This window comes from Shewanella hanedai, from assembly GCF_007197645.1.
GTDB lineage: Bacteria > Pseudomonadota > Gammaproteobacteria > Enterobacterales > Shewanellaceae > Shewanella > Shewanella hanedai.
Genome location: NZ_VKGK01000009.1, coordinates 123,890 through 147,223, shown reverse-complemented (window position 1 = coordinate 147,223; position 23,334 = coordinate 123,890). Strand labels below are relative to the sequence as shown.

The window sequence follows — 23,334 nt, the reverse complement described above, 5'->3', positions numbered from 1 at the left end:
CCGCAGCTGAATAAGTCCATAGGCTGAAGGGAATGATAAGGTGAAGCCATGTTAACTGGTTTGAAGCAACAGCTCATTGAGCTTGAACTCTATCTGCTTAAATCTGAAGTCAGAACGTCGGCTAAAGAGCTTTCAGCCTTAATCCATGATGATTTTCTGGAGTTTGGCGGTTCAGGGATTCGCTTTGGTAAGGAGGAGGTATTAATCCGGCTACCTCAGGTAAAATGTCCGGAATTTAGTGCCACAGATTTTGAGTTGAGAATGCTAGCGCCAGATTTGGCTCAGCTTTTGTATCGTGCGACTATCCTTAAACCTAACGAATTTATTACCCGCTATTCCCTGCGCAGCTCACTCTGGAAAGAGGAGGATGGAAGATGGCAATTGATTTTTCATCAAGGGACGCCATGCGAGGCATTTTAACGAATACTTTAAACAAAAGAGCCAGCTTAGTTAGCTGACTCTATTGGTTTAAAAATTACTCAGGGACTTCGAGTTTCATCGTCACCTTGCCGCCACCTTGGTTTAATAGAGGTGAGAGGTAATCCAGTATCTCGCTTGCCTTGGTATCGAGCTGCCAAGGAGGATTAATGATCCACAATCCCGCCGCTGTCATACCAAACTCATCACTGTCGGCTTTCACCGCTTGTTCGATGCGAAGCTGATTCTTAATGCCACTCTGGGCGAGTAATTTCAACATGCCTTCGGTTTGGGCGCGGTTTACCACGGGATACCAGAGCATATACACCCCAGTTGAGAACTTTTTATGGGCCTTAATGATTGCACTTGGCACATCTTGGTAATCAGTTTTCATCTCGTAACTTGGGTCGATTAAGATCACGCCCCGTCGTTCACGAGGAGGGACGGCTGCGATTAGCCCCTTTAATCCATCATCTTTTACAATACGTATGTATCGATCGCCGGTGAACTGCTCTTCTAGCAAAGCGTAGTCAGCACCATGAAGTTCATGCAATACCATGCGCTCTTTTTCATAACGGTTCATATCAACAAACGCTGGTGAGCCCGGATAGAAAGCCAGTTCCGGCTTACCTTGGTTGAAGTGAATCACATCGGCAAGATACTCAGCCAATGGCTCAGGTAGATCTTCTTTGCCCCACAGTTTGGCCACACCCTCTAAGTATTCGCCTGTCTTTTGTGCAAACTGATCCGTTAACGCATAACCACCGGCACCTGCATGAGTATCGATATAGGCGAAAGGTGTTGGTTTCTTGTGCATCAGTTTAAGCACTTGCAGTAAAACAGAGTGTTTTAATACATCGGCATAATTGCCGGCATGGTAGCCGTGGCGGTAACTTAACATTGGGTTCTATTGGCCTACAGGGTAAAGAGGAGGAGATTATATACTAACTCGAAGAGGGGATCATAATTGAAGGGTTTGTCTCTGCATCCACATGATATTATCGTTCACCAATGGCAGTTGCCATACGGCAGTACCGTCATCTTGATAGACACGATAGAAACTAAGCTCTGCCTGAGTAAGGTGCTGTTTTCTCAATGCAAGATAGATAATTTGTGCGGTGTCAGACAGTGCGTTGGGTGAGGAGAGTGTTGTTTTATCAACTTCAATATCAAAACGCTCTACTGTGCGTTGCTGCCATTTCTCTGAAGTACGCTTAAATTGGCCACGGATTTCATATCGGATTGGAGTGGTATAGCAGTCTTCGTCGGTGATGCAGGCTGCAAAGTAGAAAATTCCGCTATCTGGTGTCAGATCGACTAACGAAATGCGGATATCACTGCGCACCAGTTGGTGATCATCAATAGAGAAGTACAGATCGCCGTGATAAATCTGCTCGTTTAACTCTCCCTTATGCAACTTAAGTTCAGGTAGATCCAACTTGTTATAGGTTTTCTGTTCCATCCGTATCTTAGTGGTCAGAAAATTCGATAAATCGAGCTGGCCACCATGGCCTTTCTCACTGCTAATATTTATCAGCTGTTTACCACTGCACTCTTGGTGTTGAGCATCGGGACAGATGGCAAAACTGTCCATCTTGTCGCTGAGTAACGCGAAGCTGGTGAAGGTTTTAAAGGGAGCTTGCCAGTGAGGTTCGTGAGTTATTTGGTTCGCTAAACGTTGGTTGGTCGATTCAGCAGATTTTATCTTAGTGTTTGTTGTCGTAAACACTCGAGTGGTGCCTTCAATATCGCTGATTTTACTGGTAACGAGGGTTTCGTTATAGGGGGCTTGATGGTGGCTAATATAAGCGTAGCTGAGTAGCAAAATGCAGGCGATAACCGCTATCCCGAATATTGCCATCGCTTTAGGTTTCTTTAATAGAGGCTTATCTTTGTCCTGTCCCGTAAGGTGCAATACATAACCGTGCCTTGGAATGGTTTTAAGTTCGACCTCGGGATAATTAGCGAGCTTTTTTCTCAGAACACTGATGCACTGTTGTAACGATGAGGGAGAGACAACACGTTCGTGCCAACCCGCGTCTAATAACGCTTCGCGAGTGACAAGGATTCCTTGATGCTTGAGCATCAGATGTAAAACAGCAGTTTCCGCATAGCTGAGCTCAATACGTGACGAATCATCAGCATCAAATAGAGACTGTTGGGTGACGTTAAGGCTTAACTGTGGTGTTAGCTGCACAAGGTTTCCAAACAAGACGGTGATCTAATTCAGTATATTCTTAGGTGAGCTAGCGTGGAAATATTTGCCTGTAAAGTATGATCAACTTCTTGATTTTGATAAAGGTTGCCACCCAACGCAACAGATTTGGGTGGCTTGATATACTTGCAGGGATATCAATTTTATAGGTTGTGCACCTTCTTGAGGTTGTCTACTGAGTGACAAACTGCACAGGCTTCAACTTGTAGCTCGTTGGCTGCCACACCAAATCGGCCTCCATTTTGTTCCATGTGAGCACGCACAGCTTTGTTGATCACCAGCTTACCGTCGGCATCTTCCTGTTTAGCATGACAAGCGTAGCAGGTTGCAGATACCGGAGAGCTATAAGCGTCAACGGTGATGTCAATTGCCGGACTGGCTCTTGAATCAGGGTTGTAGTCTAAGTCGAGGGCTAATGGACGACCAACCGCAGTGAGACGTTCGACACCAAAGGTATCGCCTTCGTGGCAACGATAACAGTTGGCTTTATCCGCTGGGAATTCGATATTTCGCACGCCATTTTCACGATCTTGAGTTACGCGTTGATTGGTATGCAGTGAGTGCATCCACACTTTATGATCAGGGTGGCTTACCGTTAATTGTTCAACGTAATCCCAATCACTAGGCTTAGTATGCATCTCACGAATCGCCTGCGTTGGTGGGGTATTGGGATTATGACAAGCCAAACAAGGGTCGATGATATCTGCAGTAGAGCTGAGGAATCCAGGCTTACCGCCTGGCACCATCGCGCGCTCTTCAAATGGACGTACATGCTCACCAAGTTCATCGTGGTCGTGACCTGAGAAGCAAGTTGTGTCAGCGAGCTCTTTGTTGATGTTAGTATTGCGGCTGTGACAGCTGCGACAGGCAAGCTCTGAGTTGTCGTTGAACTCATCATAGCCATGGCAAGTGCCGCAGGTTTTGTTACTAACAATCAAAGGACGCTTAGCTTCAGGAGCATCAGTTAGTCCATCCTTATTAAAGAACCAGCGTTTGTTAGCCTCTGCATTCTTAGCGTGACCCGCTTGATCACAGCTGACGAGGTTCTGAGCATCGTCGAAGCAGTAGATTAAACGGTTAGTGATAAAGCCCGCATCGGCAAGGAGATCACCAGAGAACTGGTCTTGAGTGACAACAGGGCCCATTAGATAAGTGAACACATTGCCTTCAGATTTTTCTAGTGGCGTACGTGCCCGCTCACCAGTTGGAGTAATGCCGTCACTGCCATCTTGAGTGATGTCTTTCTTGTTACTTTTTACAAAAATGCTGTAACCACGGCTGGTGGTAAAGTCGACTGAAGTGCCCCAGTTGACGTATAGCTGTAAGTTTTTAATCCACAGTGCATCGGCTGGATTATTATTGGGCACGCTAATGCGTTGGCCTTGCCTATCAAGTAGAGAAAAACTGATCTCAGCAAAATGCTGACCCGCTTTTTCGACTAACTTAGCTTGTTCAAGGCTGATGTTAACGATATTTCGCTCATCTTCTGCCATGGCTTTTTCTGATTTACCTAAGTGCACGTTATAAGTGTTTTCTGGTGAGTGACAGGTCAAGCAATTGCCATTATCAGGTTGAGTGAGGTGGTCATAAACGGGATTTGTTGCCATGTCATGGCAACTTGAGCAAGTTTCACGAGTTGGTACTTGGTTCCAGTTAGTCGCTTGTGGCTGGCTATCACTGCTTTCTTTTGCGTGACAAGTAGTACAGTTACCCAACGCTTGTGGTGTGATACCAATATGCGCAGTGTGCGCGAGCACAGGCCATACTTTTGCGGGGTCGGTCATATTATTGCTGGCATGACAGCTGGCGCAGTTTTCAATGTTCTCGCCGCCATGTTTAATTGAAGCAATGTCATCATGACAACTTAAGCATGAGTCGCCATTAATGATGCCACGGTTATCAGTGACCTCACTGCCGTTGACTTTAAAGTCATTAATCACTTCTGTTGCAGGGATATTGTCGGTTTCTAGCACTTTAAACAGTAAGCGCTGAGTAAATTCAGCATCATGGCTAATATCGCCAGCGACGAGTGATGCATGCATGGTGTAGACATAGCTGCCGTCCATGTTGTCGACTAAAGTGCCATCACAGCTTTTTTCAGGTGAGCAAGTTTCACTCGCCAGCTTTTGCCATTGCGAACGTTCGCCCAGAGCTTGTGGCAACAACTGTGCAGCGTCTATTTTAATGGCTGCAATTTTAACGACTGGAATAGCCTGTTCATTTTCAGCACTAAAGTTGATGCTTAAGATATTGTCGGTGATCGAGGTTTTATCGATCGTGACGGTTAAGGCTTTTGCCTGTGTCGTCACGTCGTTACCGGGCTTACCATCTTCGCCTGTTTTACCGTCTTCACCATCGGAGCAAGCCAACATGCTCATTGAGCAAGCGGTAAGCAACGCGGCATAACACAGCTTTGTTGTGAATTTTTTTGTGCTCATCATCATTTATCTCTCTTTTAATGTCGCTTGATTCATCAACGACTCAAAAAAGTGTGCCCTAAGCGTGAATCTCACGATGTGAACAGCTACCTATTTATAGTTATCTTGAAGTTTATTAGGTGAATTTCAGCTTCTTTGAGCTATTTTGAGGCGTTTTAGGGGAGAAAATGACGCAAGATTAGGCTTATGAGTGCCATGTAGTCGATATTGTTTCTGATTGAGGAGTGGTATCATTCGTTGGTCAATATTCAACAATAGAGTCTAATTGTGACCAGCATTTTCTTTAATCGCCATTACCCAACACTCGAGTCTGCTTGTGAGCGCTGGGGTCTTGTATTTGACGCCAATGCCGAGTTTGAATTGGTATTTGAAAATAACTGTCTTGTGTTAAATAAACGCGATGAGCCTAAGCTCAATGGGATCTGTGTTGATTTTGTTTCCGGTGCTGTAGCGCACAGACGCAAATTTGGTGGTGGTCGTGGTCAGTCAATTGCCAAAGCTGTTGGCCTGAAGCAAGGGGTTAACCCGAGTGTTGTCGATGGCACTGCGGGTCTTGGCCGAGATGCATTTGTGTTGGCGAGTTTAGGCTGTAATGTGACCATGGTTGAGCGTCACCCTGTGGTGGCTGCATTATTGGAAGATGGTTTGCGCCGCGCCTATGAAAGTGCAGAGATAGGTGCTTGGATGCAAGAACGTATGCGATTGGTACATGGTTCCAGTTTAGAGTCTGTTGCTGCGTTGGGCGAAGAGGTTGATGTGGTGTATTTGGATCCTATGTATCCTCACCGTGAAAAATCAGCCCTAGTGAAAAAAGAGATGCGCGTGTTTCAATCATTGGTAGGCGCCGATCTCGATGCCGATGGCCTGCTCGCACCCGCAATGGCGTTGGCCAGTAAACGTGTTGTGGTCAAGCGCCCTGATTACGCCGAAGACTTGGATGGTGTGAAACCGAGTATGGTGATTGCGACCAAGAAAAATCGCTTCGATGTCTACGTGAAAGCGGCAATGACTGCATAAAGTAAGTCATTATTCATTAGACAAAAAACAGCCTGCATATTTGCAGGCTGTTTGTTTTTAACTAGATGTTGGCGCTATCTTTTGGTCTTACCAACATTACAACATTAGCTTTACCCTGAGTATGTTAGCTCTTGGTATTAGTTCGAACAGCTTGAATTACCGCTGTAAGTGAACTTAATGATGGTGTCATCCCAGCTTGGCAAGAACACATCGTCACACTGTATTTCACCATGGCCAGCTGATTTAATGACGGCACGACATGCATTGTTAGCCCAATGACCGTTGTTACTCTTATCGTATTGATAATCTACAGTATATGTACTTCCGCCAGAAACGTTTGTTAGGTGTCTCCATTGGTTATCAACCGGATAAACCCAACCAGTTTGGTTTGAACCATTCTTCTTGAAGATAAATCTTTGGTTATCTAAAGCATGTCTAACGTGATCGACTCGAACATTGAGTCCTGGAGCAAAATAGAGCCCATTACCAGACACTCTCATACACTGCTGTGGAACAGGGTCATTGTCGTTAATGGTGACTGTGTTGCTCGTAGAACCCGTTGTATTTGTTCCCGCAGTGACGTTGAAACTGAATGTTTCAGTTCCTTCATATTGACTGTCGTCTACTGTTGGTACATTTACAGTTACCGAAGTTTGACCTGCATAGATGATATAGGCTTCATTGGTAAAGCTATAGTCACTGCTGCCAGCTGAACCTGCTACAGCACTGACGTTTACTGTTGCATCAGTCGTTAGCGTGTTACTCAAGTTAATTGTAAATTGAGCTGTTTGGCCCTCAGTAACGTTATCAGTCACCGCGTCTACACTAAATTCAGCTGCAGGCTCTGGATCATTGTCGGTAATGTAAACCGGCAAACTGTGAGAACCAACGGTATTTGTTTTCGCTGCAACATTTAAGGTAAATGTTTCAGTCGGCTCAAAATCCGAATCATCTATGGTAAAGATATCGATGTCAGCAGTAAGCTGTCCGGCTGGGATCATAAGTTCGTAGGTGACTAACTCGTAATCCTCAGTGTCTGCACTGTCGGCAGTGGCTGAGACTGTTAGCGTTGCATCAGTTGCTAATTCTTCATCTAGTGTGACTTCAAATTCAGCGTAATTGCCTTCTTCGACGGTATCAGTAACAGCGGTAAGTGTGAACTCAACTTCTTCTGGTGCTGGAGTACACTGACTTGCTTCATCGATAATATCGACTTTATGTTTGAAGTAATCAACACCACTGCCCACAATCCAAGCTGCAAAATAGAAGTCTTCGTTACAGTCGATAATATCATCTTCAAGTGCTTGATAGGTTACAGTTAGCTCACTGACGCCTGTAGGAATATTGAGTACTTTAAAGTCGAGCAGGTCGAGATCATACTGGAAATCAGTCACGCCGTTAGAATATGAAATCTGGACAATCTGATTGATGTCTTCAGCTTTTTTAGCAGAGTGGTTTATAAACTGAATATGCATTGGTGTGTTGCGATCAGTTTCTCTGATGAGCTGAATTTTAGTGCTGGTGGATTCGCCTTCAAGTATCTCTGGAACATCAGTAATCATCGCACTGATATATTGACCATCCAGCGTGGGATCATTTGCTCTATCGATGAGTGGAATAACACTTGATGCTAAATCGTCTTGATCATCTTTGAGCCATGCTTGCAGCTCCATCTCTTCACCAGGATCTCTGCCGTCAACCAAGGTTAACACTCGTAGCATAACCGAGCTTGTTCCTACTGGTAGCTCGAGTCTGGCTGTCGTATTGATATCAATGATATCTGGCCAAGTAATGCCGCCATCAAAACTGACAGAGACTAAGCTGCTGTGATCGACTTTAACTTGAGTACCATTTTGTACAAAAGAAAGGTTCAGACCTCTAGCTTCCTCAGTTGGGCCAGTTAGGGTGACTGTATAATCAACAAAGTCTCCTTCATCGACCTGAGTTTTGTCTGCTGTTAGTTCATCGACAACGATTTCACCTGGGGCAGTACAAGAGCTGGTATCTAACGCTAAATCATTAAGGCGTGCATGTACCGTTGATAGGTAGCGTTTTTTCTTGGTGACTAAGTCATATTCAAAGAGTTTGCTTCTTCCGCCAATAGCTCTAGTTAAAATCAGCTTGTTTTCCCCACCGTACTCAGCACCGTTTACATGCTTAATATGATGTTTTGCGACGAGCTCAACTTCTAAGGTATTGAGGTTGATTTTAAAGATTCGCTTTTTACTTATCAGGTGTAAATCATCACCAACATAGGCAATGTCACCCATTCTTTTATCAACGTGGTGAGGAAATCCTGTGAGTCTACCTAAAAGCGTCGCTTCAGCTGTTTGAGTGTCGATAGTGTACAGGGAGCTCCCTTTTGAACCGTATAAGGTGCTGCCATCGGGAGAGAAGGTTAAGCGATAAACATGCTTGGTATAGCCGAGATCTGTGTGCAGGTTAGTGTCTAAATCAACATAGATTAAACGGCTTTTCCCGTAAATGGGGCGAGTGACATAGTAGAGTCGACTCTCATTAGGACTGTAAGCCAGTGCAGCTGAAGTTGCCAAAGCATCTGAATGCTCTTCAACCGAAGTCAGCGTACTGTTCAGCTTAAATATCTTCGCTGAACCTTTATTGTTGATGCCATACATCTCCCCTAAACAACTCGGTACAGTTGCAGAAGCTGCAGTGCTAATTAAGCAACTTGAGATAAGCGTGCTTAGCATTAGTTTATTCATATTCGGTGTTCCCAGTACAACAGATCAATTAATTGAATAACGAAAATTCAATATGCAATTTTCGTTTCTTACTTATATAAAGAAACCATTGAAAAACATTGTATTAAGATGTTTTTCTCAATGTCAGAGTGTTATCTCATCATTAGAAAGTTGATTCTATTCGAGGCGTTATATCTGATTCGGCATGGTTAATTAAGCTTAAAGAACTGCGCTTCACCGTATTTGAGGATTGTTTGATCCATATCTGGTTGTGGGCTGGTTATTTGTGCTAGTGGAATAAAATGTTACACTATATACACAGAGTGTCAATATTTTGGCGACAGTATTTTTTTTGACCGTCAAATCGATAAGACTAAAGTTTTACTGCTTTTGTCTTATTATCTAGAAATAAGTACTGTTAGATGAGGTTGAAATTAACTGACTGAATTTTAAAAAATACTTTTTTGAGTTTTTTGGTTTTTGTACAGCAGGAGCGTTGATGAAAGAGGTGTGTAAATTCAGAATAACCTTGTCTGCTATATTGGTATTGTTAATTTTTGGTAGCTCCTTTGTAGTTAATGCTCAAGAAATATCCATTTTCGAAGAGTTTACTAAGCCGGGTAAACCTGTGCATGCTGGAGTTACGTGGCGTTATCGTTCTGAGCTTGCAAAAGTCACGACCTGGGAGCAAATAATACCAGGGGATGGGTTGGCCTATATCAGAGTTAATGGTGCGAAAAACAGATTGTCTCCTGAAATAAAGTGGCCCTTTCAAATGTTGATGATCAGCCCTATAGGTCCTAATCACAGCATTAGCATTCGAGCTAAAAACATGGTTTTGCCTGGGGTGGCTAGTTTTATTTTTACGTACACTGAACGGGGAGGATTGAGTGAAATCGATCTTGAAATTGTTGGCCAAGATAGAGATTTACCTGCTCGTACAGGGCTTAAAAGCCAAACAAATTGGACCGATTTAAGAATGAATTTATGGAACCGTGCGCCTTTAAATTCAGATACGGCAGAGCGTTTTATTCATCAAGGTATTGTGAATAGTAAAGGGGGGGCAACGTCGCACCAGGATGATCGTTTTCATATTTATCAACTCGATTGGTATCAAGATCGCGTTGAATTTTTTATAGATAGCGTGAAGCAGGGTGAGTTCATTGGAAATATCCCCACTACAGCTGCTGACTTGAATATCGGTGTGCGGCATATGGCTTGGACTGGGCAATTGAGCGAGAAGCCAAAAACCTTATTGATTGATTGGATTAAAATCCAGCCTTTATTATCTCAGGATGTTGAATCTGTAGGTAATTAAAATTGATATTTCACATTATAGATAACGATAGAACTGACGCTTGAGTCATCTTTCAGTCTGAGACTAAGGTGTTATTTTGCCTGAAATTTGCTCATGTGGGCAAAATAGAACTAAATTTTAATTAGTCATATATAAATTAGAGAGTTTTTATTCGAAAGCCGTTTTAGCTGGTCAAACTAGACCAGCTTCAAATTCGTATTAAAGGTGTATTATGTCTGAAATAGTGAACGAGACTATTGAATTCCCACACGATTACTGTGTGTGGCTGGGTAACTATGACGAGCAACCTTGGCATCCATGGTTTGAAAGTGCCAGCTCGGCTGATGAAGTGTTCGCGAAAACTGAAAGCCCTCAGTTGATTGTTCTATCGGTTCAGGCTGAGCTACAAGATGAGCTGTTGATCTCCTTGAGAAGTCATGAATTGACCTCTCATAGCCTTATTCTCGTGACTCATGAAAGCTCGCTTACTCCTTATTTGGCTAACGGGCTTTGGCGTAAAAATTACCATGAGCAATATCAAGATTATTTAGTTAAGAAGTCACAAGTCAGACTCGATCACCAAGGTGAAGCAGAGGCTAAGCTTTTGAGTTATTTGTGGCTACATAGTGATTTTTGTCTAGAACCCCATTCAGAGCCGACTAAGTCGCACCTTTATAATTATCCGTTACTGAATGTTTGGGGAATTACCGCTGAAGAGAGTTTTAGCTGGTTAAATAGCGTGAAAAACAGTGATTGGATCACGACTGATAGGCTCGTGAACAGGGTGCGTTTCTGTCCAAGCTGTCACTCAGGACATCTAAATTACATTGATGTTTGCCCGCAATGTCAAAGTATAGACACTTCACATCAAAGCAGTCTTCACTGTTTTAACTGTGGTCATATTGGAAAGCAGGACAGTTTCCGAAAAATGTCGACTTTACAATGTCCTAATTGTTTACAAAACCTGAGACATATCGGTGTGGATTATGACCGGCCGATTGAAAATCAGCACTGCAACAGCTGTGACACCCTGTTTGTGGATGCGATTGTAGAGGCTGAATGCCTACACTGTCATGTTCACAGTGCTCTGGATGAATTACATGTTAGGAATATATATAGCTATAAGCTGACTCAGACTGGGCGTAATAGAGTGCGGCGTGGCCGTGGGCAAACCTTATTTAATCTGGTTCCCGGTGAGCAGATGAGTGGCCAACAATTTTACTGGTTGATTGATTGGCAGAACAAGTTGGCAAAGAGACATAAGCAAACTCACACCATTTTGTCGATTCAGATGGAAAATGTAGCCGAATTTTTGGCGGCTGAAGGTGAGAGTAATGGTTTTGCACAACTTGATGCGATTCAAGAGAGACTAAGAAGTGTGGTAAGGGTGACCGATGCTTGCAGTAACTACACGCAAGATGGACTCTTGATGTTGTTACCGCTGACTGAATTGGCGCACTTGCAGCCGATTTACAAAAAGTTATTTGATCTTAAAGAGATGCAAAATACAACCAAGATTGAGTTAACCGTTAAGGCGATAACCTTACCTGCTGAAATGGGTGAAAATGTGGCTGACTGGCTGACTGATCAGCTAATTAAAACTAGGCCTATGTAAGCATGAGCGAATTAAATACTGTCTTATATATCTTGCTTGATAGTTGGCATCAATTAGGCGAGTACTTGAGCTTTATTATCTGGTTAGTGCCTCTGATTTTGATGTATGAAGCGCCTCTTATGTTGTTGGTGATAACGGGGATTCTTCGTTTTTTTTATGGTCAGTTTATGACTACACCTAAAGAATCGTTTTATCGGCCCAAGGTCTCTTGCGTTATTACTTGTTATGCCGAGGGAGAAGCGGTTAGATCGACCATTGAATCTTTTATAGAGCAGACCTACCGCGGCGAGATTGAAATTATTGCTGTGGTCGATGGCGCTGTGCAAAATGGATTAACTTATCGAGTTGCAACCGCAGCGGCATTAGCTTGTGAGCAACCGAACAGAAAAGTGATTGTACTGCCGAAATGGCAGCGTGGTGGGCGGGTGTCGACGCTTAATGCCGGCTTACATATGGCCACCGGTGATATCGTTATCAATGCCGATGCAGACACCTCTTTTGATAATGATATGGTGGCACAAATAATCCCCTACTTCGAAGATCCTGATGTGCCTGCGGTTGGCGGTGCATTGCGGGTGCGAAACGTGTCTGAGTCTATATTTACTCGCATGCAATCGATTGAGTATTTGATCTCAATGCAGGGCGGAAAAACAGGATTGAGTCAGTGGAATTTGCTTAACAATATCTCAGGAGCCTTTGGCGCTTTTCGACGTGAATTTTTGATTCAAATTGGTGGTTGGGATACCCATACCGCTGAAGATTTGGATCTGACATTACGCATTAAACAGTATTTTAAGCGTCATCCTAATTGGCGTATTCCATTTGCGACTTTGGCGATTGGCCACACTGATGCACCAGCTGACTTGAAAACGTTAGTGTGGCAAAGGTTACGTTGGGATGGCGATCTGCTCTTTTTGTATTTCCGCAAACATTGGCCTGCATTCACACCTAAGCTATTAGGTACTGGTACGTTTATATTCACTTTATTATATGGTTTTCTGCAAAATGTGTTGATGCCATTTGTGATCGTTATTTATGGCGTCGGGATTTTTATTGAATACCCATGGCAGTTTGTCGCTTCTATTTCAGCGATTATTTATGGGCTCTATTTAGCGTTTTTACTGTTTTTTTATACCTTGGTGCTTTTAGCGATTTCAGAGCGGCCTAAACAAGATTTGCGTTTGTCTTTGTGGTTACCTCTTTATCCATTTTATGCCCTGTTTATGCGTATGGTGTGCTTATTTGCACTGATCAATGAGATTGTTAGACGCTCGCATGAGGAGAGTTCGATGGCCCCGTGGTGGGTGCTTAAACGAGGTAAAAAGTTTTAATCGTAGTAAAGGTTTCGTGGCGTTCTTAGTAGTAAGAATATTTTAAATTTAAGTAGTAGAAGTATTAGGTTTAAGGTGAGGAAAGTCGACAATGAAGGTGAGTTATCAGCCTAGTAGCAAGTCAGAACGGCCAACTGTGGATAAAGGGTTGAAAGTCGATTATGCCGCAGCAAAGCGAGGTGGATTTAAAGGGCGTTGGTACTTATTACTGTTATTGGTTATTTCGCCTGTATTGATAGTGTTATGGGTGCTAGCTCGTCCTCATGTTTTTGTACTTGCCAGCGGGATTGTGACGACAGAACCACTTGAGATGAGAGCACCTGCGAAAGGTGAGCTGGTGTCTATTTCGGTTAAGCAGGGTCAGCAGTTAGCAAAAGGCAATGTGGTGTTGGAGATCGTCAACGTCCAACTTAACGCCCAAATTAATGAGTTGAATCGTCAACTTCTCAGCATCCATAAAGGTAAACCTCAATCGAATAAGACGATTCTACAGCAGTTACAGCTTCGTATAGATGTTGCTGATGAAGGGGTGGAGCGCCAAAACGATTTACTGCAAACCTATAAGGATTTTCAGAAAAGGGGCATTGTTCCTACCTCTGATATGGCGATGATTTTACAGGCTCACACTGCATCTAAGATGGCACTAGAGCAAGCTAAAGTTGATTTGCTGCAGGAAAAGGAACGACAACATATTGAGTCTGTGGCGGGGAGCATTACCCAAGCTCGTCATGGAATTGAACTGCAGTTAGCAAACTTCAGAGCGCAGCAAGCGGACTTAGTGATCCATACACCGTATGACAGTCATGTTGCTGATATTTTGGTTCAGCAAGGTGAGCATATTGCTGAAGATCAGCCATTGGTTTTAATCTCTGGTCGTTCTTCATCAGTCATATTTGCATTTCTTGACCCTAAGTATCTTGATTACACCATGATGGGTCAAAAGGCCACGGTGAAATTACCCAATGGTGATCATTTTAGGGCACAGGTATCTGAGCCAACAGAATTAGTCGGTCGTTTACCGAGGCAATTATCGGGTCCGTTCGATGGTGAGAAACCGGTACTACGAGTGACATTAACCCCAGATGTCGAGTTACCTATCAGTATCGAAGGTGTGCCTGTGGAAGTGAGCTTTGATTACATTTGGTAAGTCGTCATAATGTCGCTGAAAGCATTGCTTCCAGCGACATTAGTGAGGTTACATCGGTTAACGGTGAATAATAGGCGCTTAATTTGCTTCTGCGTGACTGACTTTTACCATTAAGATTTTAAAGTCATTCGCTTCTACAATTTCACATTTCAACTTAGCATATTCAATTACATCACCAACCTTAGGTATGTTTGAACTTAAGCTCAACAATAGTCCTGCTAGGGTAATGTATTCTTGATTTTTGTCGGTCAATCCCTGTGTTTCTAAACGTGATTCCAAATCATGCAATGAGGCTGAGCCCCTCACTAGCCATGCATCATCTAGCACGTTAATTTCTGGTGTCTCACCGATATCTGGGAAGTCACCCACTATCGATTCAAGCAGATCGTGAAGAGTGACAATGCCTTGGATATGACCAAACTCATCGGCCAGTATCGCCATGCCAGCACGAGACTCCCTAAAACCATCGAGCAATCGAATGGCATTGATAGAGTCAGGCACTATGTAGGCAGTGTGGCGTGACGCTATTTCTGCAATATTTTCCCCAGCTTCGATCCCTAACAACAGATCTTTACTGCGTACGATACCGATTAAGTTATCGAGCGAACCTTCACATACTGGGAATAACTGATGGCAGCTATTCTTGATGATCTCTTTAATATTTGAGATGTCATCAGTTACATTTAGCCATTCCACCTCATTTTTAGGTGTCATGACCGTGCGTACATTACGCTCAGCAAGTGACAATACTCCGGTAACCATGTCGCGCTCGGCTGCCGCAAAACTGACTGGTGCTGGCTCCTCGCTTTCATCTTCTTCGTGCTGTTCGTTATAATGTTTATTACCCATTAATCTAAAAATGGCTTCTGTTGTACGTTGGCGCAGAGGCTGACGTTCAGCCTTCTTAGCTTTATTTGATTGAATCAATTGATTCAAAAACTCAATCAAAATAGAGAAGCCAATCGCCGCGTAGAGGTAACCTTTTGGAATATGGAAACCAAAACCTTCTGCAACGAGAATGAAGCCAATCATTAGTAGGAAGCTTAAGCACAATACAATGACAGTTGGGTGCGCATTGACGAAGTTAGTTATTGATTTAGAAGCAACTAACATAACAATCATGGCGACAATTACTGCTACCATCATGACAGATAAACTATCTACCATGCCCACTGCGGTAATGATCGAATCAAGAGAGAACACTGCATCAAGTGCGAGAATTTGTGCAATGATAACGCCAAATGAAGCATATACATTGGTGCTTTGCTGATTGCTCAAATCGCCTTCCATTCGCTCATGAAGTTCATGAGTTGCTTTGTAGAGCAAGAAGAGTCCACCAATAATCAGGATCAGATCTCGTGCTGAGAACGAAAACTCAAAGATACTAAACAGAGGTTTGGTCAGCGTGACTAGCCATGACACAACGCTGAGTAGAGCTAGGCGCATGATTAACGCTAATGATAAGCCGATGGTTCTGGCCTTATCTCTTTGCTCTGGTGGTAGTTTCTTGACGAGAATGGCGATAAAAACAAGGTTGTCGATACCCAGTACAATCTCGATGATGATCAGTGTAATTAAACCAACCCACAATTGTGGTTCAAGCAGAAATTCCATTGTTTTACGTTTATCCAAAGTGTGTGCAATTTGCACGAATTCATTCGATACGTACTTTAATGCTGACGTAGCAAATGGTGTTTTCGATATTAGCCTGAGTAAGGAATATTTATATCGAAAATCACTGGCGTAATAGATCGCATTAAATAGGGCTAATACGGTAATTAATATTTATTCATGTGTGATCTACGTCACTAGAATGCCATATCATTTCTGATTACATACGCTCCGCGAGGCTATTTATGGCCTTTACCTAAATATTCGTAATGTAAAAAATTAACGTGTCATCGATGTTTTAAGTACACGGTGTTATTGGAAAATATCTTTAAAAGAGAATGTTTCCCAATGCTACATAGTATTTATTTGATGAGGGTGGTTAATTATTGTTCTACAATGCGGTGTCCTATAAATATGAAAGGGTCAGAAAATGCGTAATCTATTTTATCTATTTTATCTATTCTGTTTGATATGCAGTACTAATGCGCTAGCAGCATTAACGCTAACCAGTCCTGAAATAATTAATGGTAAAACTTTCAATAACGAACAGTTATTTAATCAATGGGGGTGTACTGGAGATAATGTATCCCCAGAACTTAAATGGTCAGATGTGCCGAGTGGAACTAAAAGCTTTGCCATCACCTTGTACGATCCCGATGCTTCTACTGGGAGTGGCTGGTGGCATTGGTTAGTGATTAATATCGATTCTTCAGCGCGCGGTTTAAGCAGCGATGCAGGTAATCTTAAAATGCCTAAGCTGCCCAAAGGTGCACGTATGATAACCAATGATTTTGGTTTTGCTGGTTATGGTGGTGCTTGTCCTCCAGAAGGCGCGAAGCCACACCAATATCAGTTGACCGTGTACGCATTAGACACCGATAAGATAACGATACCTGAACATGCCTCTGGTGCATTAGCTGGCTATTACATTTTACAACATGTGATTGGCAAAGCTGTCTTAACGGCACCAACCAACGCCAGATAGTATTGCATTTGATTGGAGTCACAATAAGCCATTGATAAATGTTGATGGCTTATCAATCTTAATCTTGAACTCTTCATTATTTTCAATGTGCAATGCTTATATCAAAGTCTTAGATTCTCATCGGATTTATTATATTTAAATGGGTTGTCTTAAATCTTAAATTAAAAGATTGACTTGTTTTTGATGAGTCATTAATATCCGCTCCCAGCAAAAAGGCTGCCCGCAGTGGTAAGTCTTATCATTAATTTCGATGCTTTACGTCAGCTGATCTCGATCAGTTGCTTTTCTATTTTATAAATAGAGAGACAACTATTTTTGGGAACAGAATGACCACGCCAGCGACAACAGAAAATACCTCGACCGTTACTTCATCGTCCACATCTTGGAAGAATAAAGCCATTCTTAGCGTTGCCTTTTTGATGGCGACAACTTCCGTTGGCCCTGGTTTTCTGACGCAAACAGCGGTTTTCACCAATATTTATAAGATCGATATGGCATTCCCTGTTTTTGCCTCAATTTTTATCACTTTTGGTATTGTGATGAATCTATGGCGAATAGTGGGTGTATCCGGCCTTCGTATCCAAGACATTGCCAATAAGATTACACCAGGCGCAGGTTACTTTATCGGCATTTTGCTGGCACTGGGGGCTGTGGCCTTTAATTTCGGTAACGTCAGTGGCGCAGCACTGGGGATTAACGTGCTAACGGGCGTTGATACTACATGGGGCGCATTGTTCACTGGTGTGGTGGGCTGTCTGTTATTTGTGGTTCATAATGCATCAAAACGTATGGATCAAATGGCCCGTTACCTCGGCTTGTTTATGATTATCTTGATTGCATACGTCGCAATGACCAGTCTTCCGCCAATGGGCGAAACCTTAAGTGCTGCGATAATGCCAATGGACATGGGTAACATGCTACTACCCACTCTGACCATCGTTGGTGGCGCAGTTGGTGGTTACTACACTGGCGCACAGCGATTGATTGATATTGGTCTGCAAGGAAAAGAACAGATTGGTGCGATTAAGTGCGCTGCATGGGCGGGAATATCGATTGCCGTAGTGATTCGAATTTTACTTTTCCTTGCTGTATTTGGTGTGATTGCAACAGGTGCAGTGTTGGACACGTCTAATCCAGCTGCTGACGCTTTTCGCCAAGGTGCTGGTGATACAGGTTACTTTATTTTCGGATTGGTGTTGTTTGTTGCTTCGATTACCTCTGTAGTAGGTAACTCATATATGGCCATTTCACTGATTAAGACGCTATTCCCAGTGGTTGAGCGCAACGAAAAAACCTGGTGTGTCGGGTTTATCATATTAACCAGCGTAGGTACTGTGATGATGGACATGCCGATCTTACTCTTGATGTTGGCAGGCTTGATCAATAGTCTCATTCTTCCCATCGTACTCGGGTTCATGCTGGCGGCTACGCGCCGTAAAGATATTGTCGGTGATTATAAACATCCCGTGTACCTGTCGATGGTGGGGATCGTGATTGTCTTAGGCATGGCTGCTGCGAGTTTCGGCAATGTTGGTAACTTCGTCAGCAAGTTTATGGGAGCCTAGTTAATCTAGAAAAAGCTTAAGAAGATATTAATAACTTTCCTTGTTTTAAGAATCTAAAGCTGGAGATGGTGGCATGTATGTCACCATCGAACTTACAGAGAATCGACTTGCAGCATTCCAGGGAATTCAAGCTTAAGCTTTTGAATAACCTAACATCAACTGCTGCCAATTATCTTGCGTGAATTCAAGAGAGCTAAGTATCCCTTTCTCTTTATTGAAAGAGCGTAATAAGCGTTCTAAATTGGCATTTTGCCATTTAGTATCAGGTTGGCGGATCTCGCCTCTGTCGAAGTCGATAAGATAGAAGTTATCATCGGTGATCAGAATATTCTTTGCATTCAAGTCAGCATGGTAAACACCGCGCTCATGGAACTTGGCGATACAGCTCCCCAGTTGCTGCCATTGGGCATCTGACATTGGCGCTTTACTCAATTTAGCGACGAGATCTTGGGCGCCTTCGACACGCTCTATAATAATATCAGCACGATAATGCAGGCCGCGTCGCTCAACATTCGCTGCCACAGGTTTCGGAACAGGAAAGTCTTCACTATAAAGCAGTGCCAGTAGTGCCAGTTCGGATACGGCTCTGGTCTTGTGTAGACCGGTATAGAGGTAGCTGTCTTTGCTGATTTTCGCCATCAACCCGCCCCGATAATAGTGACGCAGTACCCATTGGCTATCACCTGTTTCAATCAAATCAGGCTTTACAAACCAAGTGGTGTAACGGCCTTTCGACGAGCCTGTGATGGCCGATTTTTGCTGCCAATATTCCATGGTAAACCAATCACTGCAGATCGTATCCGGTGTCGGGTGGCAAAAAGCGATTGAACCTTGTGGCGTTTCTTTGATCTGCATTTTGGTTAGCTCTGTCACAGGTAGTTGAGTGGGCATAGGAACTGGCTTATCTTTATTTGGTTTAGGTTAGCAAGCAAGGCTATTCTACAGTAACTAATAAGTTAACTTAACCTCTGTTCTTTCGATTCGTTATTTCAGAGGAACTTAAGTTTGGAACCTTGGACATTCTCCTTTAAACTCTCATTGTTTTTTCTTTCAAGATTAACTCCGAACCTATGACTCTAGACCTGAATAATATTAACTCACTTTGTTTACTTCGACTGTCTGCTATTGGCGATGTATGTCATGCGGTGGCCATGGTGCAAGCGATACAGAAACAGTACCCCAATCTCAAGATCACTTGGGTGATAGGTAAAGTTGAATATCAACTGCTCAAGCATCTACCTGACGTTGAGTTTGTTATTTTTGATAAGTCACAGGGCTGGAGAAGTTACTTTAATCTGAGAAAAGCATTAGCAGGTCAAAGGTTTGATGTGCTGTTGCATATGCAGGTCGCCTTGAGAGCAACAATTGCGTCGTTAGCTATTTCTGTCAAGGTGCGTATCGGTTTTGATCGTGCCAGAGCCAAAGAGGGGCAGTGGTTGGTGACCAACCAGAGAGTTGAAGCTTTAGATAGCCCTCATGTACTCGAAGGTTTTATGGGTTTTGCTAAGGCACTTGGCGTAACAGACCTCACTCCTCGCTGGAACATTCCTGTGCCCGTTGCAGATACAGAGTTTGCCAAGAATATGATCCCTGATGGCGATAAAACCTTGGTGATCTGTGCGGCAGCAAGTAAAGCGGAACGTAATTGGTTACCAGAGCGCTACGCAGCCGTAGCCGAGTATGCTATCTCGAAAGGCTTTAGCGTGATTCTCTGTGGTGGGCCTTCTGAATTAGAGCGAAACTTAGCGGTCGAAATTGAAAAAAATTGCACTCAGCCTATTGAGAATAACGTGGGTAAAACCTCGCTCACTCAGTTATTGGCAGTATTAAAGCAAGCGACAATCGTATTAGCGCCAGATACCGGCCCTGCTCATATGGCAGTCACACAAGGTACACCCGTTATTGGCCTTTATGCTCACTCGAATCCGGGACGAACAGGCCCTTATTTGAGTTTGGCAAATACTGTGAGCGTGTATGACGAAGTCATCACTACTCAATATAGTCAGCCCGTTGCCTGGGGGACTCGTGCCAAGGGGGAAGACTTGATGTCGATGATAGAGGTAGAGCCTGTTTTACAAGCTTTTGATCGACTGATTATTTCGCTTGAAGAGTCGTAACGAGTTTGTGATAAATTAACTAGTAGTTTCACGTTGGTAAGGTGTATTGATGGAAGAGTTGAGAAGTGTTCTGGCAGAGTTGTCAGGCCAAGAGTTTGTATTTATCCCTAACCCGGGAAATGCGGGGGATTCATTAATCAATGCTGCCAGTTTTCAGTTTCTGGATGATATGAAACTTGAGTATAGGATTGTATCTCCTAGGGAGATTAAACAAGTATTGAAAAAAGGTCACTCTATCGTTGATAAGTTTGAGCTTAAAGATAAAGTGGTTGTACTCGGTGGCGGCGGTGGCTTTACCGAACACTACCCTTATTCAAATACATTAGTGACGGCCTTAGATCGCCATGTAAAACAGTTGATTTTGCTTCCTTGTACGATTGAGGGGTACCCAGATACATTGAGTGGTCTTAGTGATAAAGTCAGTGTGTTTTGTCGGGAACAGGTAAGTTTTGAATACTTAAGAAGTATTTGTAACGGTCCTAAAATATACCTGAGTCATGATATGGTATTTGGTGCAGATTTTAAGCGTATTATGTCTGCAAAATCCTCGTTATCATCTATACGAAATCGTATAAAAGGTGCCAAAAGCCATGCACAGGTGGCTAGTTATATTAAGCGTAATGGCAATGAAAAGTTAAATGCTCTAAGACTTGATGAAGAGCGAAGTGATATTGATATTCCAGTTGAAAATATGGATATGTCCGCACTGTTTTCATTGGGAACGAAAACCAAAGCGACGAATTTTTATGCTGCTCAGCAGTTTTTGTCTCACTTAGATGTTTTTGAGCAGATGGTGACCAATCGCCTGCATGTGTGTATAGCGTCAACCCTGTTAGGTAAGCAGGTTATCTTCCTTGATAACTCTTATTTTAAAAATCGTGCCGTGTTTGAACGCTCAATGGGTGAGTTTAACAATGTTAAGCTAGTGAGTGAGTTACCAAGCTAGCGTCAAATTCATTGATGTGGGGATATTCGATTGCTATAAACTCGCTTATCCCTAGCGAACACCAGCGAGCCCTACTTATTTTGATTTCTTCAAAAATAGCCCTATTGGCTTCGAGGAGGGTTTTAGGGCTCTCGTCGTGGTAGATATGAAAAGCGACACCAGCGTATTTTAGACGCTTTCTTTTGGTCCCGTTGTTGATCATACGCAGAGCAAACTCCTTATCCTCAGGTCCCCATCCTTCAAATTGTGTATTAAAACCATTTATTGTTAATACATCTGCTCTCCAGAAAGCCAAGTTACAGCCATGAATTCCTTCAACACAGTTTTTTTGAGTCTTACTCATTACATTTGGCTGCCAAGGCAGTCTAAGCGCATTTTCACGTCCGCGAGATAACCCTCGGCTGAACAAAGTAAGTGGCTTAGGGGATTTGAGCTGCTTTTGGCTTAACTCCGGTGAGAGTTTGACTCGCTTGCCAGTAATGAAGAAGCCTTTCTCTGAGTGTTTAAGATGATCAGCAATGAACTTTTGATGGAGTATCATATCGCCGTCGATCATTATGATGTAATCCATCTTCGCGAGAGAAATAGCCTTGTTTCGGCTGCGAGATAATCTGAAGCCGTTGTCTTCTTGCCAACTATGGATGATTGGAATAGAGAATAGATTCTGATATTGACGAATAACCTCTTCTGTCTCTTTGGTAGAACCATCATCTGCAATGATTATTTCATCTGGAGTGACTGATTGAGACATCACGCTTTCAAGTACGCGCGCCAAAGCCTCGGGCCAATTATAAGTCGTAATGATTAATGATGAGGTCATCAACTGAATTCCAATCTTGAGTAAGCTTTTAAAGATTGGGTATTTTATACGCTCATTTTATCTAGGTTAAGAGGAAAAACCCCGTAATTACACAGCTGGCGATACATTCAGTATGCGTTTGTTACGCAGTGGATCTTTTTGTTTTATTTGCGGGGTTGTTGATACGAAATAGGTTGCGGCGCCTGTTGGTTCTTTGACCTGCTTAACACCAGAGTTACATGCTTTGGGTTTGTTAATTTTGTTTCTGAGTTATTTTCGACATTGCTAGAGTGTACATTTTTGATAGACTGTTTCCATATTTCCATATTTCCATATTTTGAGGACCGGTAAGTGGATAATCCACAAGTTTCATTCGTGCTGACTAGCTGTAATCGATTCGATCTACTTGAAGAGACATTAATCAGCTTTTTCAAGTTCAATACTTACCCGATAGCTCAATACGTTATTATTGAAGATAGTCATAACCGAGATAAACTAGAGAGAGTATTGGCTAAGTTTTCAGATATTGATTTTACTGTGCTTAACAATGAGCCTCAACTTGGACAGATGAAGAGTATCGATAGAGCTTATGCAGCTGTCACTTCGGAATACATTTTCCACTGTGAGGATGATTGGGAGTTTTACCGTAAAGGGTTTATCGAAGAGTCATTTAAGATACTTAATGCCGATGAGAAAGTGGTCACTGTTTGGCTTAGAGAGCAAAATGACACTAATGAACATCCTGTAGAGGCTGAAGTATTTTATTGTGGCGAAGATCAATCAACTCCCTACCAAATTATGAAACGTAATCATAAGCGTAGAGAGCGCTCAAGCTTATGGCATGGTTTTACTTTTAATCCGGGTTTAAGAAGACTTAAAGATTATCAGTTGTTTGCCCCCATCGGTGAGTTAGAGGGGGAACTGAATATGAGTCAGCTTTATCATGAGAAGGGCTTTAAAGCTGCGATTTTTCCTGAAGGATCTGTTCGTCATATTGGTGACCACCGCGGTATAAGATATAAGGTTGGTCAAAGTCAATTTGCTAAAGATTTCTCCGTTGGCTTTAAAAGAGTAAAAGCCAAGATTTGTAATATTCTGGGGCTCTAATTCCGAGCTGTATCGCTATACACAG

At 42.9% G+C, this 23,334-nt stretch carries 18 protein-coding genes; 11 read left to right on the top strand and 7 right to left on the bottom strand.

Annotated features, from left to right (window positions below; translation table 11 throughout):
• The first annotated feature begins 48 nt into the window (after nt 1–48).
• On the top strand, nt 49–420 hold the full coding sequence (locus tag FN961_RS09650; RefSeq protein ID WP_144039970.1) for a nuclear transport factor 2 family protein: 372 nt from the start codon (nt 49–51) through the stop codon (nt 418–420).
• 55 nt (nt 421–475) lie between these two features.
• Here the strand turns inward: FN961_RS09650 and FN961_RS09645 are convergent, their stop codons facing one another.
• From FN961_RS09645 to FN961_RS09635, 3 genes are all read right to left on the bottom strand, one after another.
• The gene (locus FN961_RS09645; RefSeq protein WP_144039969.1) at nt 476–1,318 is read right to left on the bottom strand and encodes a 23S rRNA (adenine(2030)-N(6))-methyltransferase RlmJ; all 843 of its coding nucleotides are present in this window, start codon (nt 1,316–1,318) and stop codon (nt 476–478) included.
• 60 nt (nt 1,319–1,378) lie between these two features.
• Complete coding sequence (locus FN961_RS09640) at nt 1,379–2,614, bottom strand: winged helix-turn-helix domain-containing protein (RefSeq protein ID WP_144039968.1); 1,236 nt, start codon at nt 2,612–2,614, stop codon at nt 1,379–1,381.
• A gap of 161 nt (nt 2,615–2,775) precedes the next feature.
• On the bottom strand, nt 2,776–5,076 hold the full coding sequence (locus FN961_RS09635; RefSeq protein WP_229814646.1) for an OmcA/MtrC family decaheme c-type cytochrome: 2,301 nt from the start codon (nt 5,074–5,076) through the stop codon (nt 2,776–2,778).
• Between the two features lie 261 nt (nt 5,077–5,337).
• Here FN961_RS09635 and FN961_RS09630 point away from each other — a divergent pair, with 261 nt between their 5' ends.
• The gene (locus FN961_RS09630; protein ID WP_144039967.1) at nt 5,338–6,087 is read left to right on the top strand and encodes a class I SAM-dependent methyltransferase; all 750 of its coding nucleotides are present in this window, start codon (nt 5,338–5,340) and stop codon (nt 6,085–6,087) included.
• A 137-nt stretch (nt 6,088–6,224) separates the two neighbouring features.
• Here the strand turns inward: FN961_RS09630 and FN961_RS09625 are convergent, their stop codons facing one another.
• Nucleotides 6,225–8,810: a Calx-beta domain-containing protein gene (locus FN961_RS09625; protein ID WP_144039966.1), complete on the bottom strand. Its 2,586-nt coding sequence runs from the start codon at nt 8,808–8,810 to the stop codon at nt 6,225–6,227.
• A 478-nt stretch (nt 8,811–9,288) separates the two neighbouring features.
• Between FN961_RS09625 and FN961_RS09620 the strand changes: the two genes are divergently transcribed.
• The 4 genes from FN961_RS09620 to FN961_RS09605 all read left to right on the top strand — a co-directional run bounded on the left by FN961_RS09620 (nt 9,289) and on the right by FN961_RS09605 (nt 14,179).
• On the top strand, nt 9,289–10,107 hold the full coding sequence (locus FN961_RS09620; protein ID WP_229814654.1) for a glycoside hydrolase family 16 protein: 819 nt from the start codon (nt 9,289–9,291) through the stop codon (nt 10,105–10,107).
• 211 nt (nt 10,108–10,318) lie between these two features.
• A complete protein-coding gene (locus FN961_RS09615) occupies nt 10,319–11,701 on the top strand; it encodes a TackOD1 domain-containing metal-binding protein (RefSeq protein WP_144039964.1) in 1,383 nt (460 codons plus the stop codon).
• A 2-nt stretch (nt 11,702–11,703) separates the two neighbouring features.
• Entirely contained in the window at nt 11,704–13,032 is a 1,329-nt protein-coding gene (locus tag FN961_RS09610; RefSeq protein WP_144039963.1) for a glycosyltransferase family 2 protein, read from the top strand.
• Between the two features lie 91 nt (nt 13,033–13,123).
• A complete protein-coding gene (locus FN961_RS09605; RefSeq protein WP_144039962.1) occupies nt 13,124–14,179 on the top strand; it encodes an HlyD family secretion protein in 1,056 nt (351 codons plus the stop codon).
• A 78-nt stretch (nt 14,180–14,257) separates the two neighbouring features.
• Here FN961_RS09605 and FN961_RS09600 read toward each other — a convergent pair whose 3' ends face one another.
• On the bottom strand, nt 14,258–15,829 hold the full coding sequence (locus tag FN961_RS09600; protein WP_229814647.1) for a TerC family protein: 1,572 nt from the start codon (nt 15,827–15,829) through the stop codon (nt 14,258–14,260).
• Nucleotides 15,830–16,220: 391 nt separating this feature from the next.
• On the opposite strand from FN961_RS09600, the gene FN961_RS09595 reads away from it, so the two are divergent.
• Both FN961_RS09595 and FN961_RS09590 read left to right on the top strand, forming a co-directional pair.
• Complete coding sequence (locus tag FN961_RS09595; protein ID WP_144039961.1) at nt 16,221–16,775, top strand: YbhB/YbcL family Raf kinase inhibitor-like protein; 555 nt, start codon at nt 16,221–16,223, stop codon at nt 16,773–16,775.
• 326 nt (nt 16,776–17,101) lie between these two features.
• Entirely contained in the window at nt 17,102–18,340 is a 1,239-nt protein-coding gene (locus tag FN961_RS09590; RefSeq protein ID WP_144039960.1) for an NRAMP family divalent metal transporter, read from the top strand.
• A 132-nt stretch (nt 18,341–18,472) separates the two neighbouring features.
• Here FN961_RS09590 and FN961_RS09585 read toward each other — a convergent pair whose 3' ends face one another.
• On the bottom strand, nt 18,473–19,231 hold the full coding sequence (locus FN961_RS09585; protein ID WP_144039959.1) for a 3-deoxy-D-manno-octulosonic acid kinase: 759 nt from the start codon (nt 19,229–19,231) through the stop codon (nt 18,473–18,475).
• Nucleotides 19,232–19,410: 179 nt separating this feature from the next.
• On the opposite strand from FN961_RS09585, the gene FN961_RS09580 reads away from it, so the two are divergent.
• Both FN961_RS09580 and FN961_RS09575 read left to right on the top strand, forming a co-directional pair.
• The gene (locus tag FN961_RS09580; RefSeq protein ID WP_144039958.1) at nt 19,411–20,457 is read left to right on the top strand and encodes a glycosyltransferase family 9 protein; all 1,047 of its coding nucleotides are present in this window, start codon (nt 19,411–19,413) and stop codon (nt 20,455–20,457) included.
• Between the two features lie 49 nt (nt 20,458–20,506).
• Nucleotides 20,507–21,403 (top strand): polysaccharide pyruvyl transferase family protein, encoded by an 897-nt coding sequence (locus FN961_RS09575; protein ID WP_144039957.1) that lies wholly within the window; start codon nt 20,507–20,509, stop codon nt 21,401–21,403.
• Here the strand turns inward: FN961_RS09575 and FN961_RS09570 are convergent.
• On the bottom strand, nt 21,375–22,223 hold the full coding sequence (locus tag FN961_RS09570) for a glycosyltransferase family 2 protein (RefSeq protein ID WP_144039956.1): 849 nt from the start codon (nt 22,221–22,223) through the stop codon (nt 21,375–21,377). The two genes, FN961_RS09575 and FN961_RS09570, sit on opposite strands and share 29 nt — an antisense overlap.
• Before the next feature lie 330 nt (nt 22,224–22,553).
• On the opposite strand from FN961_RS09570, the gene FN961_RS09565 reads away from it, so the two are divergent.
• Nucleotides 22,554–23,309, top strand: a complete 756-nt coding sequence (locus FN961_RS09565) for a glycosyltransferase (RefSeq protein ID WP_144039955.1) — start codon at nt 22,554–22,556, stop codon at nt 23,307–23,309.
• Nucleotides 23,310–23,334 lie beyond the last annotated feature (25 nt).